The sequence below is a fragment of the Bradyrhizobium sp. 132 genome (assembly GCF_023074185.1).
In the GTDB taxonomy this organism is placed as follows: domain Bacteria; phylum Pseudomonadota; class Alphaproteobacteria; order Rhizobiales; family Xanthobacteraceae; genus Bradyrhizobium.
This window is the reverse complement of sequence record NZ_JADPKY010000090.1, coordinates 52,047-66,559: the sequence shown is the minus strand read 5'-3', so window position 1 is coordinate 66,559 and position 14,513 is coordinate 52,047. Positions and strand designations below refer to the sequence as shown.

Here is a 14,513-nt window from a genome sequence, read left to right as displayed (position 1 = left end):
ATGTGGTTCGTGGGGATGATGCCATCCTGCCGGTGTTTTGCCCGACGTGTCAAACTGCCGGCCCCCAACATCGGCAGCCGCGTAAGTCATTGATCTCGCAGCGGCCGTCTACTGTGCATGGGGTTGTTTTCGCACTTTTTGTTTGGAGGGACGGCGGCAACTTGTAAGAATTTCTTACAAGTTCAGCTGTCGTTCAAAGCAAACTCACATCCGCCGCCTTGCGGCCGCCGCATCCACCACGTTCTCCACCTCCTCGCGCCACGACAGAATCTCCATCGCGAGCACGGGGTGATTGAAGCCCTTGAGCACGAGATCGTCGAGCGCGCGGGCTTCGACCCAGGGCTCGACCATGCCGTAGACCCGCCGGCTGACGACGACCTGGCCGGCCTTGGCTTCGTCGCAGAGGCGGGAGGAGAGGTTGGTGACGCTGCCGATCGCGGCATATTCGAGCCGCTGCTCGAAGCCGATCTGGCCGAGCGTGGCGTAGCCCATGGCGACGCCGACGCCGAAGCCGAGCGAGTGGCCGCGGTTCTTCCATTTCTCGGTCAATTGGCCAATCACGTCGCGCATCTCCACCGCCATCTTGACCGCGCGCTTGGTGTGGTCGGCGAATTGAATCGGCGCATTGAACAGGATCATCACGCCGTCGCCGGCAAAGCGGTCGAGCGTTCCTTCGTAGCGGTGGATCAGCTCGCCGAGTGCCGCGTGATATTCGCGCAGCACGTTCATCGCCTCTTCCGGCTCGGTCGCCTCCGTGAATGATGTGAAGCCGCGCAAATCGCAGAACACGACGGTGACTTCGCGGCGGTGGCTGTCGAGCAGCGCGTCGTGGCCGTCGGAGGACGCGATCAGCTGCGCCACTTGCGGGGCGAGGAAACGTTCGAGCCGCTTGATGCGGCCGATCTCGCCGAGTTGTTTCTCGACGCGCTCCTCCAGCGAGCGGTTCCAGTTGCGCAGCTGCTCGGTCTGCTCCTGGAGCTTTGCCGCCTGCTGCTGCACGGTCTCGTGCGCAGCGGCGAGCTCGCGGCCCTTGTGGTCGACCTCGGTGAACAGCCGCGCGTTGCGCATCGCGAGCACCGCCTGGTTGGCGAAGGTGCGCATCAGGCCGATGATGCTGGCGGCGAACTCGCCGCTGGCGCGGCGCAGCACCACCAGCGAGCCGAGCGTGCCCTGCTGGTCCACTAGCGGCACCACCAGCACCGAGTGGAAGCCGGCATCGATCGCGACGTCGCGCAGCGGCTGCCCGGCGGCCTGGTCGAGATCGGCGATCGCGATCGGTTCGCCGCTCCCGGCCGCATCGCTCAGGATGTCCTGGCCTTCGTCGATGGTGACATGGGCGCCATCGGCGGATTTGTCGATGCCGTTGGCCTCGACCAGATTGAAGCGGCGCGCCTGCGCGTCATAGCCGTAGATCAGCACCGCGTCGGCATGGGTGATCTCGATCGCGCGCGCGGCGATCGTCGGCAGAACGGCATTGAGATCGAGCGAGGCGGCGACCGCGCGGCCGACCTCTTCCAGCACCTTGAGCTCGTTGATCGACTGCGCGAGATCGCGGGTGCGCTCCTCGACCTTGGTCTCCAGGTCCGAATAGGTCTCCTGGAGCTGGCCGGCCATGCGGTTGAACTGGCCGGCGAGATCTTCCAGCTCGTCGGAGGTGTGCACGTCGATGCGATGGCTGAAATCGCCCTCGCCGAGCTTGTGCGCGCCGTCGCGCAGCGCCGTGATCGGAATGATCATGCGGCGGGCGAGCAGCGTGCCGGCGAGGATCGCGATCAGCAGGCCCATGCCGATCAGCAGCGCGATACGCACCAGCTGGTCGCGGATCGGCATCAGGGCCTGCGTGGTCGGTTGCTCGAACATCACGCTCCAGCCGAGCTTCGGCACGGTGCTCGCGGCGCTCATCACCGCATGGCCGTTGAAGTCGGTGCCCGAATTGTCGGGCTCGTGGCCTGGTGCGACCGCGGCCGCCACCTGCGGCAGCTTCGACAAATCCTTGCCGACGTCCGGCCCCTTCGACGACGTCGCCAGCACGCGGCCGCGCGGATCGACCACATAGGCGAAGGCCGCCTTGCCGACCTGGGCGTCGGTGAGGTACTCGGAGAGAAAGCTGAGGTCGAGCTCGGCCACAGTGACGCCGGCGTTGAAACCGGAATGCGCCACCGAGATCGACATGAACGGCGTCCGGTCGGAGAACCACGCCGGCGCGTAGCTGACGCCGCGGGCGACCGTGTCGGTGAAGCGCATGTCGCGGGAGAGGTCGGCATTGCTGCCGGTCGTGGTCGACTGGCGCGAGACGCGCAGCACCTCGCGGCCCTCGCCGTTGAGCTGGAACAGCTGGTTGACGACCGAGACCTGGTGCAGCAGCTGGGCGTAGTCGGCGCGGCGCTTCTCGATCGTGTCCTGGCTCGCCCGCGTCACCCAGCTGATCTGGCGCTCGAGCTCGGAGATCGACTGCTCGATCCGCCGCGCGGCAGCCTGCGCCTTGTCTTCGAGACCGTCAGTCAGCTGTGTCTTGGTGGCGCGGTAGGAGATCCAGCTCTCCATCGCCCCGTTGACGGCGAGCACGAACACGACGAGGCCGACGAGAGAGACGACGTATTTGGCGAACAGGCCCTCGCGCAGAAACCGTGTCTTCTCGTTCGCTCCCGCCATCCCGATCCTCTCGCGCCGCCATCGACGCCGGCGCTACGGCCTGTACGGGCCCAGCGGTCCTTCTAGCATAATTTGCTAGCATAATTTGGACCGGACGACCGGTGGACCGGCAGGCCTGGTTACCCGCTGGGGACGCCGGTTTGGGCCGGACGGGTGGTGAATTGTCGCAGTCTCATCCGTTCGGATGAAGCAGGGTGAGACAAGGCCGAGGTAAGGGATTGGCGTGGAGTCCAGAGCGTTGGTCCGCCCATCATCGATTGAAGAGCTGCCGCAGCACGTCGTTCATCGGCTGGCTGTCCTGCGGTGCCGTCGGCGGGTCCTCCTGGGCGGGGGGCGCGGGGGAGGCCTGAGGCGCCGGTGTCGATGGCGTTGCTGGCAGGCTGCGGCTGCGGCCGGTGGCCGTTCCGTTGCCCGTGCCGGTTGCCGCACCGCTGGAAAGTCCCTGCTGGATCAGATTGCCGATCGCCTCGCCCAAGGGGCCGCCGAGCGGATTGTTCTGTCCCGGCTGCTGGGTTTGCGGATTGGCATTGCCGGCTGCATTGCCGCCACCCGGCGCGGTCGTGCCGCCGAGACCAAGGCTGCCCAAAATATTGTCGAGCCCGGCGCCGTCGGGGCCGAACAGGCCCTTGCCCATCTCGCGCAGCTTGGCATAGGCGGCGTCCGGATTGTCCAGCATGCCGCTCATGTCAGGATAGATACGCGGCTGCGACCAGCTGCCCTGGATCATCACGGGGATGCCGAAGCCGACCGGCTCGGAGGCGCGACCCTGGCCTTCGGTCGTCATCACCAGCTTCGGCTCGACGCGAAAACCCATCATTTTGGTGTCGAGCGCGATGGTGCCGGCGCCGGTGAGTCGCACCAGTGGCCCGATCAGATTGAGATCGGTCGTCACCGCCTGACCCTTGTCGATGCGGAAGGACGCCGAGAGCTGTGACAGATCGGTGCTCTGCTCCTGGCTGTTGTTCTGGTTGTCCTGCCAGCCGGACAGCGTGCCCGACGTCAGCGAGCGGATCATCTGCGCGATGTTGATGCCCCGGATGGCGCCGTCCTGGAAAGTGACGAAGGCGGTGCCCTGCATGTTCGCCATCAAGGCGCGTTGGCTGGTGCCGGCGCTGCGCAGCGCGAGCTTGGCCTGCAGCTTGCCGTCGATCCGGTCGAATTCGGCAAGGCCCTGGAGCAGCGGCAGCGCGCGCACGCCGGTGAGGTCGGAATGCATGGCGAAGCTCGGCGCGCCGCTGGTCGCATCTAGGATCACTTCGCCCGAGACCTCGCCGCCATAGGCGCCGAGATTGGCGGTGCCGGCCTTCAGTACGCCGCCGGCGAGCTTTGCATCGATCGCCAGCGGCGCGAGGCGCGCATCGCCGATGACGGCCTCGTGCGCCGAGATCCTGATTTGCGCATCGACATAATTGAGCCCGGACACGTCGATCGGCGCATCGCTCCAGGGCTGTCCGGACGCGCCTTCCGGCGATTTCGCCAGCGGGATCGCGAGCCGCTGGAAGTCGAGATCGACCTTGACCAGAGGCTTGCTCGCGATATCGACCGAGGCCCAGCCGTTGAAGGCGCCATCGCCGAGCGTGCCGTTCACGCCGTTGATCATCACGACATCGCCGTTGAGCCGCATCTCGGCGTGACCTGCGAGCTGGGACTTCAGCACGTCGGGCATGTCGATGGCGAAATCCACCGGAATGGTCGGCCGGTCGGCGGGCGGCGCCGGCGTCGTCGCCTTGATGTCGAACTTGGTCGGGTGCTCGCCGACCCGCGCGGTGCCGGTGATGTTGATCTTGCGGTCGCGATCGACGATCGCATCGGCATTGACGGCGCTGATGCGGCTCTCGACGCGGTCGCGCACGCGCGCGAATGCGATCTCGCCATCGGTGACTTTGACGCGGTCGATGGTGGCGCCATCGGTATCGAGCGCGATCGGCTTCGACGCGCCGCCGGCATTCGGCAGGCGCTCACGCAGCAGCGGCTGGTAGAGCACGGGATGGGTGACGACGAGCTCGCTGATCTTCGGGCGGCCCGACCACACGCTCGAAAGCGACATGTCGGCCTGCACGCTGTCGATGGTCAGGCGCGTGATGCCGCTGCGGTCCTTGGGGTCGGCAAGCGTGAGGTCGTTCAGCGTCACGTTCAGCGTCGGCCACAGGCTGATCCTGGTGGTGCCGTCGATCGACAGGCGATAGCCGGTCGCGCTCTCCACCCGCGAGGCAATCGTCGAGGTCAGGAAGCCCGAGGGGATCCCGACCACCAGCAGGAGTGCGATCACGATGATGACGGCGGCCACCGCAGCGCCGGCGAATTTCACTGCTCTCATATCGGCTTTCCAGCGACGGACAATCGGCGTCGAATCCGGCAGATGACCGTCATTTGCACCCGTCCTTTGCGCCTGAGTTTATCCCGGGACGGGAAGCGGCTCCAAGCGCGTAAAAATAGTCTTGGGGTGCTGCAAAGTTATGTGACTTATGACACACTTCCCGGGCGCGGTTTTACGCGACCCTGATGTTGATGGTTCCAAGCGATTTGCCAAGGAAACGGGCCAGGGACACTGGCCACGGAAATTCACAAGGACATTGAAATGAGCAAGCAGGCCGAATTTGCGGTCATCCTGAAAATGAACGCGATGTTTGCCGATCTCGGCGCAGACGAGCTCCAGCGGCTGTCGAATCTCTGCCACACCCAGCATCTGGGGAACGGCGAGGTGCTATTCCAGAAGGGCGATGGCGGCGACGCGCTGTTCGGCGTACGTCGAGGCCAGGTCCGTATCGAGACCGGCTCCTCCGACGGCAGCCGGCTGACGCTGAACTTCATGGGGCCGGGTGACCTGTTCGGCGAGGTCGCGGTGCTGGACGGCCAGAGCCGCACCGCCGATGCGACCGCGGGCGAAGCCAGCGAGCTGTTCGTGCTGCGGCGCGAAGACTTTCTCGCTTTCCTCGAACGCGAGCCGAAGGTCGGGATCAAGATCATCGCGCTGCTGTGCCAGCGCATCCGCTGGCAGAGCGAGCGCATGGAAGAGTCCATGCTCCAGCCGCTGCCGGTTCGCCTCGCGCGGCGCCTCTGCGCGCTCGCCGCCGATTTCGGCTCGGAGGTGCACATCTCGCAGGAGCAGCTCGGCGTCTTCGTAGGTGCCGCGCGCGAGAGCGTCAACCGCCAGCTTCAGGCCTGGCGCAAGGAAGCGATCCTCGATCTCCAGCGCGGCCGCATCCTGCTGAGGAACATGACCAAGCTGACGGCGATCGCGCGGAACGAGTAAGTCGAGCGACTTCACTTCGCTTGGAAGGTACGAGGGAGATCGGCGACTGTGTCCTCTGCGAGGGAGGCCGCGTATCGCAACGCCTCATCAATATCCTCACGCTCCAGATACGGGTAGTCATTGAGGATGGATTCGCGCGTCTCGCCGACTGCCAGCAGGCCGAGCAATCGTGCGACTGGAAACCGCAGCCCGCGAATGCAGGCTTTGCCGGTGCAGCAGGCTGGGTCCATCGTGATACGCACAAAAGCCATGTCGTAAGCTAACGCGCGCGACCGACTTGTGCCAGCGCGCGCCTCTGACCCGCCTTTTCGGAATCTACTCCGCTGCGGGGTGCGCGATGCCCTTCGGCACCGGCGCTGCCTCTGCCGGCGCAGCGCCGTGATGACCGGCGTCCTCCGCATCCTCGCTGTGCACGACCAGCCGCTTGCCGAAGCGCCAGATCAGGGCGCCGAGATCGTCCATCACCATGAACATTGCGGGCACGAACACCAGCGACAGGATGGTCGAGAAGATCAGGCCGCCGATCACCGCGAGCGCCATTGGCGAGCGGAACTCGCCGCCGGCGCCGACCGCAAGCGCGCTTGGCATCATGCCGGCGGCCATCGCGATCGTGGTCATCACGATCGGGCGTGCGCGTTTCATGCCTGCGTCGATCATGGCTTCTTCACGCGGTGTGCCGGCGCGAATGGACTCGATGGCGAATTCCACCAGCATGATCGCGTTCTTGGTGACGATGCCCATCAGCATCAGGATGCCGATCCACACCGGTGTCGTGAGCTGCTTGCCGGTGATCAGCAGGGCCGCGATCGCGCCGCCGATCGAGAGCGGCAGCGAGAACAGAATGGTGATCGGCTGCAGGAAGGTGCCGAACAGCAGCACCAGCACGGCGTAGACCATCATCAGACCCGCAGTGATCGCGGTGGCAAAGCCTTCGGACAGTTCATTCAGGCTTTCGGCATCGCCGGAGGGTGAGACCTTCACGCCCTTCGGGCGGCTCTTCATGACCGGCAGGTCGTAGATCTTCTTGGTGGCGTCGCCGAGCGCGGCGGAGCCGACGAGATCGGCCGCGACAGTTGCTTGCCGCTCGCGATCATAGCGGTTGATGCTGGTCGGACCCTGGTCGAGCTTGACGTCGGCGATGACCGAAAGCGGCACGCCGCCCTTCTCGCCATGCTCGCCGAGCGGCACGCGGAGCTGCTCGAGCGTCTTGAGATTGCCGCGCGCGGCATCCTCGAGCTGCACGCGGATCGGCACCAGACGATCGCCGACGTCAAATTTGGCGAGCGCGGGTCCGACGTCGCCGATGGTGGCGACGCGGATGGTCTGCGACAGGCTTTCGGTCGAGACGCCGAGCCGCGCGGCGAGATCGGCGCGCGGTTCGACGCGCAGCTCGGGCCGCTCCAGCGTGGTTTCCGAGATCACGTTGGAGATGGTCGGAATCCGCTTCATCTGCGTCGCGAGCTCGCTGGCGACGTTGTTGACGATGTTGGCGTCCGCGCCGGTCACGACCAGCGAGATGGCGCGCAGGCCGTTCTCGTCGAGGAACCAGAAGCGGATGTCTGGAATGTTCTCCAGCTCCTGGCTGATCGAGAATTCAAGCTCGCGCTGGGTGATGTCGCGGCTGTCCTTGGGCGTGTAGTTGATGATCAAAGCGGCGCGCCGGACTTCCTGGGTGCCCGGTGGAACGCGCCCGCCGTCGACGAAGATGCTCTTCACCTCAGGTCGCTTGCGCAGCCGCGCGACGATGTCTTCGGTGACTTTTTCGGTGTAGGCGAGCTGGGTGCCCGGCGGCAGCTCGAGGGCAACCAGTGAGCGCGAGCTGTCCTGCGCCGGCAGAAAACCCTGCGGCAGCAGCGTGATGCTCCAGATCGAGGCGGCGAAGACGCCGAAGCCGACCAGCACCGTGATGAAATAGTGCTTCACCGACCAGGCCACGATCCTGTGATAGGACCGCAGCACGCGGCCGGGCGGCGGCTCTTGGTGATTGCCGTGTTTGAGGAAGTAGGCGGCGAGCACCGGCGTGACGAAGCGCGCCGCGAGCAGCGAGAAGAACACCTGCACCGAGACGGTGATGCCGAACTGCTTGAAGAACTGTCCGGCGATGCCCGACATGAAACTTGCGGGTGCGAAGATCGCGATGATCGTCAGTGAGATCGCGATCACCGCGAGGCCGATCTCGTCCGCGGCTTCGAGGGCGGCACGATAGGGCGACTTGCCCATGTTCATGTGCCTGACGATGTTCTCGATCTCGACGATGGCGTCGTCGACCAGAATACCTGTCGACAGCGTGATGGCGAGGAAGCTGACGAGGTTCAGCGAGAAGCCGAGCAGGTCCATCGCCCAGAACGCCGGGAAGATCGACAACGGCAGCGAGATCGCGGCGATGACGGTGGCGCGCAGGTCGCGCAGGAACAACAGCACGATGACGACGGCGAGGATGGCGCCTTCGAACAGGGTCGAGATCGCCGCGTGGTAATTGCCGTTGGTATATTCGACCGAGGTGTCGATCACCTTCAGGTCGACGTCGGGATAGGTGGCCTTGAGCGAGTCGATGCGCTTCTGCACGGCCTCGGCCACCTTCACGTCGCTGGCACCCTTGGAGCGCTTGATGCCAAGCGCAACGATCGGCTCGCCGTTGAAGCGGGCGAAGGTGCGGCGGTCGGCGATGGTGTCGGTCACGGTGCCGAGATCGTCGAGCCGGACCTCGCCGCCGCCGAACAGCGGAATCATGGTGCCTGCGAGGTCGCTCAGCGTCTTGGCGCCGGCGAGGGTGCGGATCGCCTGGTCGTTCTTGCCGATCTCGGCGCGGCCGCCGGCGACGTCGACATTGGTGCCGCGCAGGCTTTGGCTGACATTGACGGCCGTCAGCCCCATCGACTGCAGGCGGTCGGGATCGAGCGAGACCAGGATCTCGCGCTCGACACCGCCGATGCGCTCGACCTGGGCGACGCCGCGCACGCCCTGCAGCGCGCGCTTGACCACGTCGTCGACGAAATAGGAGAGCTGTTCCGGCGTCTTGCCGGGCGAGATCGCGGCGTAGGTGACGATCGGCAGGCCGATGACGTCCACGCGCTGGATCAGCGGTTCGGTGACGTTCTGCGGCAGGTTGGAGCGCACGCGCGTCACCGCGTCCTTGACGTCGTTGAGCGCGCGGTCGGTGTTGGTCTCCAGCGCGAACTGGATGGTCGTCACCGACAGGCCGTCGGTGATCTGCGAGGTGATGTGCCTGACGCCTTCGACACCGGAGACGGCGTCTTCAACGGTCTTGGTGACCTGGGATTCAAGCTCGGCGGGTGCGGCGCCAAACTGCGATACCGCGACCGAGATCACGGGGATGTCGGCGGAGGGCAGCCGTGTCACCGCGAGCTTGGTGAAGGACACCCAGCCGAGGATCAGGAGGATGACGGAAAAGACCACCGACGGCAGCGGATTGCGGATCGACCATGCCGAGATATTGAGAGCCATCAGCGTACCCGCGTGCGATCGAGTTCATCGGCGAACATGGTCTTGATCTGGTCGCCGTCATGCAGCGAAGAGCCGGCGTCGGCCACGACGATTTCGCCGACGTCGAGGCCTTGCAGGATTTCCGTGGCGCTGTCGGACGACAGTCCGACCCGTACCTTGCGCGTCTCGACGATGTTGCCTTTGACGACCTGCACGGTGAGATGGTCGATCGCGGTCTTGGGAACCGCGACGCCGCAGCTTCGCTTGGCATCGATCGAGGCGCGGGCGAACACGCCGACCTTCAGCGAGGGATTGTTGGTGACGCTGATGCGAACGCGCCCGAGCTGGGTGGTGCGATCGATTTCGGGCGCCACCAGCCTGACTCGCCCGATCAAATCGGGCGAGTCGTCGCGGCTGATGCGCACGGTCGCGCCGGCGCTGAGCTTGGGCATGTGCACCGCCGGGACCTGCGCGTCGAGCTCGATCTCGTTGTTGACGGCGATGCGGAACATCGGACCGGCCTGCGGCGAGGCCGGCGCACCGACGATGGTGCGGACCTCGGTGACGAGGCCCGGCGCAGAGGCCTTCAGCGAGACCGGACCTTGCGGGCCGGGCCGCTGCGGCTGGCCCGGGATCTGGGGCGGGGCCGTCAGGCGCGCCAGCTCCTGATTGTCGGTGACCAGCGTGCCTTCGGTGACGAAGAGGTCGGTGACCCTGGATCCCTCCTGATCGGCGACGACCACGGCTTCGCGGCGCGGCACGAAGAAGCCGGTCACCCGGACCAGGTCGGAGAAGCAGGCATTGGTCGACTTCGTCACGATGACCAGCGCCTCGCTCGGCGTTTCCTTGGCCTCGGGGCGATGCCGGTGCTCGAACAGATAATAGCCGACGCCGAGCGCAACGACGAAGACCACCGTTCCGGCCGGCTTGAGATATTCGGAGAGATTCATCGCCGGATCGTCCTGGCCTGGCTCACGGCCATCCGCACTCGGCCCATAGAGAGCGTTTCCCTGAAATAAAGCAGCGTCCCGCAAGGCTGCGGGACGCGCTCCGGAAGCGAGACTTTACACCACATCACGACTTGTCACTTCAAAGGATTACGTCGTGGTCACTTCGATGCGGTGGTCTTGTTTTCCATGTTGACGACCTGCACGCGACGATTGACCTCCGCCATCGGCTGGGCCGGGTCCTTCAGCTTGCTCTTGCCGTAGCCGACGGTGACGAGGTCGGTTGCGGAGATGCTGTACTTGTCGACCAGGTAGCGCTTGATCGAATCCGCGCGGCGCTCCGACAGTTCCTGATTATAGGTCTCGCCGCCGGCGGCATCGGTGTGGCCGGCGACCACGAAGGTCGAGCCTTTCAGGTCGGGGCTGGTCAGCGCGCGGCCGAGCGCCTGTACCGAGGCAACCGATTTGGTGCTGATATTGGCCGAGTTGTAGTCGAACGTGATTTCCAGATCGATGTTCGGCTTGTCCTTGGCCACCGACGCGATTTCTTCACGCTCGGTCGACGACAGCGAACGAGTCGAGCGGCCGCGTACGGACTGGATCAGCTTGGTCTCCGCCGCACTCGGTGCGGGATCGGCCTGCGGAGCGATCGAAAGGCCGCGGGTCAGCGGCTTTTTCGGCGGCGGCGCCAGCGCGCGGACGATCTCGTCATCGGTGACGTTCTTGCTGTTGCCGTCGTCGCCCGCGAATGCCAGCGGGATCGTCAGCGACAGCGCGGCGCCAACGGTGATGATGGACAGGATTGCGGTAAGTCCCTTTGCAGCCAATCTCATAGCAAGTCCCTCCTGAGCAGCCAGCTCGCGCGGTTCCAAAATCCCTGCAATAAGCCCCCCAAAGGCGGCCTGCGGCATCCGTCCGATTAGTCTTCGCCGGGCCGCCGAGGGTTCGAGGCACATCGGCCTCGACTTAAAAAATATCAACGCACTCCGTAACTTGCGAATTCCTGAACAATGTTCGGGTCCATCGCCTTGGCATTGGCGATGTCGAGCGCACCTTCCTGGGCCGAGCCGTTGCGCTGCTTGGCGATCCCGCGTCCGAACAGCGAGGAAGTCAGGCGCGGATTGATCCTCAGGGCCGCGTCGAAATCGGCGATGGCGTTCTTGGCCGCTCCCGATTTCAAATTGACGAGCCCCCGGCTGTCCAGCGCGTCGACGAAGTTCGGTCGCAGCCGCAGGGCCTCGTTGCAATCCTTCAGCCCGCCCTGGAGGTCGCCGACCACGGTGCGGGTCCAGCAGCGGTTGTTCAGAGCCTCGACGTCCTTCGGGTTGATCCGGAGCGACTCGTCAAAATCCTTGATGGCGAGGTTATAGGCGCCCTTGCTGGCATAGACCTGGCCGCGCCGGTAAAGCGCGTTCACGTCGTCCGGATTGGCCGCGATCTTGGCCGTCAGGCCCTTGATGGTGGGGTCCTCCGCCAGCACGGCCGCACTCGGCCCGCTATCCATGCTCGGAGCGGTGACGGGATCGGCCGGTTTCACCGGCGGTGGAGGAGGCGGCAAGGCGGCGTCGACCTGCGGCTTCGGTGACGGAGCAGCCGTCGTGTCGGCCGGTTTCGGCAGCACAGGTGGCGGTGGCGCAGGCGGAGCCGGCGGCGGGTTGTTGGCGACGACCGGCGGCGGAGCGGGAGCCGCGGGCGGCGTCGTCGTTGTCGGACGCGATCCGCCGGCCCTCGGAATGAACGAGAAATCTTCGGCCAGTGAAGAGGATATCCACGGCACCTGCTCGCCGCGCGAGGCGCGGGTGACGCCCATCTTGGTGCGGTTCAGCGTCTCCTCGGCCATCAGGTCGGGGACGCGGATTTCCTTGAGGAGTTCCTGGACGAACAGGCTGTGCTCGCCGCCGGCATCCGACACCACCGAGGCCAGTGCCGCCGAATACATCACCAGCGTTCCGTTCGGCGCGATAACAGGGGTGAGGCCGGCCGAGAAGCTGCGGAACCGGCGCTCGAACGGGTTGCGCCTGGAAGCATCGATGAGCGCGATCTTGACGCCGGCGCCGCGGGTGTTGAGCTCGCCAAGCACGGTTTCGAGGCTGATGCCGTCGCGGCGCACGTCGGATTCGGTCCAGATCTGCGCATCGATCGGCAGCAAATAGCTCTGCCGCGCCGACTGGATGCCGAATCCGCTGAAGAACACCAGTGCCACCGCCCCCGGCTTGATCTTGCCGTACAGCTTGTCGAAGGCGCGGCGCATGCCGTCGCCGGTCAGGTTCTCATTGATCTCGACGGAAAAGCCATCGCGCTTGAGCTCGTCGGCGACGTCGCGCGCGTCGTTCAGCGGTTCCTTCAGCGGGGCGTCGGCGTCCGGATATTTGGCATTGCCTATGACCAGCGCAAAGCGATCGCCGGCCGCAAGCGACGGAGCGGTCGGGATGAGCGACACGAGCAAGGGCAGAAGTAAAAGGAAGCGAATTTTCATAATCAGCGCGGTCCAGCCAAAAAGGCGCCGTTACCAGCTTGCGCCGCGGCGACCTTAACTTACGCAATGTGCATTATCAAACCGGGGAAGGGAGGCGTCAACTGCTTGCAAATTCGGCGGTATCGCGACAATTGACCGCGACGCATGGGCACGTTGCGGGGGAATAAACGGGCAGTCACGATTCCACTCGATGCATTCTGGTTGCCATTACGGCTGCATGTTAGGGCAGCCATGGCGACAACAATGTGATTGGTCTCACATTGCCGACCGGCGTCCATCGCAACCTCCGATGTTTGACCTTTGCGGCGGACAATGGCTTGGTGCCATCGATCGCCCCTGAAGGTCCATCCGGAAAAAGAGCAAGATCAAGAGCATGGGAAACGCCTACGAAATCTACGCACTGCGCTATGCGACGATGTCGCCGCGCACCCCCAATATGAACTTCCTTGCGCCCGATCCGCATGACAGCGCGGCGCAGGATCTCGACTATTTCGTCTGGCTGATCCGCGGTGGCGGCCGCGACATCCTGGTCGATACCGGCTTCAATGCCGAGGAAGCGACCGCGCGGGCGCGCAAGCTGACGCTCAATCCGGTCGATGCACTGGAGCGCTTTGGTGTCGCGGCATCGAGCATTCGCGACATCATCGTGACACATCTGCATTACGACCACGCCGGCAATCTCGACCGCTTCCCGAACGCGCGCTTCCATCTCCAGGAGCGCGAGATGGCTTACGCGACGGGCCGCTGCATGTGCAACGGACTGCTGCGACATCCGTTCTCGGTCGAGCACGTCACGCAGATGGTCCGCCATGTCTATGGCGAGCGCGTCAATTTCTATTCCGGCGACGGCGAGGTCGCGCCCGGCGTCACCGTCCACCGCGTCGGCGGCCATTCGGACGGCTTGCAGGTGGTGAGGGTCGAGACCGCGCGCGGACCGGTGGTGCTGGCGTCCGATGCCGCGCATTATTACGCCAACCTCCAGCGCCGGAGCCCTTTTCCGATCGTCTACAACATCGGCGACATGGCGCAGGGCTGGGAGATGATCGAGCGGCTCGCCGGCCATCCCGACCGGTTCATTCCCGGCCACGATCCGATCGTGACCGAGATCTATCCGCGCGCCAGCGACAAGGTCGATGCCTGGGCGCTGCATTTGCCGCCGTCGCGGTCGTTTGCGAAGTGATCAATACGCCTGCTTGGCGTCGGCCTCTTCGCTGGTCTGGATCAGGTCGAGGCTCTGTTCGATCTTGCCGAGCAGCGCTGAGAATTGCTTGCGCTCCTGCGCGGTGAGGCAGGCGAGGATCTCGTCTTCCCGCCGCAGCAATTGCGGAAACAGCTCCTCGTAGAGCGTGCGCCCCTTCTTTGTCAGCCGCAGGCGGAATTCGCGGCGGTCGGCTTCGTTCTCGACGCGCTCGATCAACCCCTGGTGCAGCAGCATGGTCACCGCGCGGCTGATGGTGGATTTATGCGTGCGGGTGCATTGCGCGACGTATTGCGCGCTGCAGGCATCGTTGCGGAAGCCGAGCGTCGCGATCACGCGCCAGGCCGGGATATCGAGGCCGTGACGTTCCTGATATTCGACCGAAAGCGCGGCACTGACCTCCGCCGCGAGCCGGTTCAACCGGAACGGCGCGAACTTGAACAGGTCGAGCCGTATTTGTGGAATGGGCAAAGCCTCGTCCACCCGTGTCTTCAGCGCGATGTCGCTGGATGTCCTCGCCAAGGAGAGCGCTCCGAATTCCAG

General features: G+C 65.0%; 10 protein-coding genes. 2 read left to right on the top strand and 8 right to left on the bottom strand.

The window, feature by feature from the left end:
- Window positions 1-204: 204 nt before the first annotated feature.
- Entirely contained in the window at window positions 205-2,652 is a 2,448-nt protein-coding gene (locus IVA74_RS15335; protein ID WP_247345114.1) for an adenylate/guanylate cyclase domain-containing protein, read from the bottom strand.
- Window positions 2,653-2,902: 250 nt separating this feature from the next.
- Window positions 2,903-4,969: an AsmA family protein gene (locus IVA74_RS15330; RefSeq protein ID WP_247345112.1), complete on the bottom strand. Its 2,067-nt coding sequence runs from the start codon at window positions 4,967-4,969 to the stop codon at window positions 2,903-2,905.
- 261 nt (window positions 4,970-5,230) lie between these two features.
- On the opposite strand from IVA74_RS15330, the gene IVA74_RS15325 reads away from it, so the two are divergent.
- Window positions 5,231-5,905, top strand: a complete 675-nt coding sequence (locus tag IVA74_RS15325; protein ID WP_247345109.1) for a Crp/Fnr family transcriptional regulator — start codon at window positions 5,231-5,233, stop codon at window positions 5,903-5,905.
- A gap of 11 nt (window positions 5,906-5,916) precedes the next feature.
- On the opposite strand, the gene IVA74_RS15320 is transcribed toward IVA74_RS15325, so the two are convergent.
- The 5 genes from IVA74_RS15320 to IVA74_RS15300 all read right to left on the bottom strand — a co-directional run bounded on the left by IVA74_RS15320 (window position 5,917) and on the right by IVA74_RS15300 (window position 12,772).
- The gene (locus IVA74_RS15320) at window positions 5,917-6,156 is read right to left on the bottom strand and encodes a DUF433 domain-containing protein (protein ID WP_247345106.1); all 240 of its coding nucleotides are present in this window, start codon (window positions 6,154-6,156) and stop codon (window positions 5,917-5,919) included.
- Between the two features lie 64 nt (window positions 6,157-6,220).
- A complete protein-coding gene (locus IVA74_RS15315; RefSeq protein WP_247345103.1) occupies window positions 6,221-9,370 on the bottom strand; it encodes an efflux RND transporter permease subunit in 3,150 nt (1,049 codons plus the stop codon).
- Window positions 9,370-10,299 (bottom strand): efflux RND transporter periplasmic adaptor subunit, encoded by a 930-nt coding sequence (locus IVA74_RS15310; RefSeq protein WP_247345100.1) that lies wholly within the window; start codon window positions 10,297-10,299, stop codon window positions 9,370-9,372. Before IVA74_RS15310 ends, IVA74_RS15315 begins: the two co-directional genes overlap by 1 nt.
- A gap of 158 nt (window positions 10,300-10,457) precedes the next feature.
- Window positions 10,458-11,129, bottom strand: a complete 672-nt coding sequence (locus IVA74_RS15305; protein ID WP_247345096.1) for an OmpA family protein — start codon at window positions 11,127-11,129, stop codon at window positions 10,458-10,460.
- A gap of 143 nt (window positions 11,130-11,272) precedes the next feature.
- Window positions 11,273-12,772, bottom strand: a complete 1,500-nt coding sequence (locus IVA74_RS15300) for a caspase family protein (protein WP_247345093.1) — start codon at window positions 12,770-12,772, stop codon at window positions 11,273-11,275.
- A gap of 373 nt (window positions 12,773-13,145) precedes the next feature.
- On the opposite strand from IVA74_RS15300, the gene IVA74_RS15295 reads away from it, so the two are divergent.
- The gene (locus IVA74_RS15295; RefSeq protein WP_247345089.1) at window positions 13,146-13,952 is read left to right on the top strand and encodes an N-acyl homoserine lactonase family protein; all 807 of its coding nucleotides are present in this window, start codon (window positions 13,146-13,148) and stop codon (window positions 13,950-13,952) included.
- Here the strand turns inward: IVA74_RS15295 and IVA74_RS15290 are convergent, their stop codons facing one another.
- A complete protein-coding gene (locus IVA74_RS15290; protein ID WP_247345086.1) occupies window positions 13,953-14,492 on the bottom strand; it encodes a MarR family transcriptional regulator in 540 nt (179 codons plus the stop codon).
- Window positions 14,493-14,513: the final 21 nt, after the last annotated feature.

Excerpts from the sequence above, each read along its gene's own strand:
- IVA74_RS15325 (WP_247345109.1), top strand. The coding sequence starts at position 5,231 with ATGAGCAAGCAGGCCGAATTTGCGGTCATCCTGAAAATGAACGCGATG.
- IVA74_RS15330 (WP_247345112.1), bottom strand. The coding sequence starts at position 4,969 with ATGAGAGCAGTGAAATTCGCCGGCGCTGCGGTGGCCGCCGTCATCATC.
- IVA74_RS15295 (WP_247345089.1), top strand. The coding sequence starts at position 13,146 with ATGGGAAACGCCTACGAAATCTACGCACTGCGCTATGCGACGATGTCG.
- IVA74_RS15320 (WP_247345106.1), bottom strand. The coding sequence starts at position 6,156 with ATGGCTTTTGTGCGTATCACGATGGACCCAGCCTGCTGCACCGGCAAA.
- IVA74_RS15305 (WP_247345096.1), bottom strand. The coding sequence starts at position 11,129 with ATGAGATTGGCTGCAAAGGGACTTACCGCAATCCTGTCCATCATCACC.
- IVA74_RS15310 (WP_247345100.1), bottom strand. The coding sequence starts at position 10,299 with ATGAATCTCTCCGAATATCTCAAGCCGGCCGGAACGGTGGTCTTCGTC.
- IVA74_RS15335 (WP_247345114.1), bottom strand. The coding sequence starts at position 2,652 with ATGGCGGGAGCGAACGAGAAGACACGGTTTCTGCGCGAGGGCCTGTTC.
- IVA74_RS15315 (WP_247345103.1), bottom strand. The coding sequence starts at position 9,370 with ATGGCTCTCAATATCTCGGCATGGTCGATCCGCAATCCGCTGCCGTCG.
- IVA74_RS15300 (WP_247345093.1), bottom strand. The coding sequence starts at position 12,772 with ATGAAAATTCGCTTCCTTTTACTTCTGCCCTTGCTCGTGTCGCTCATC.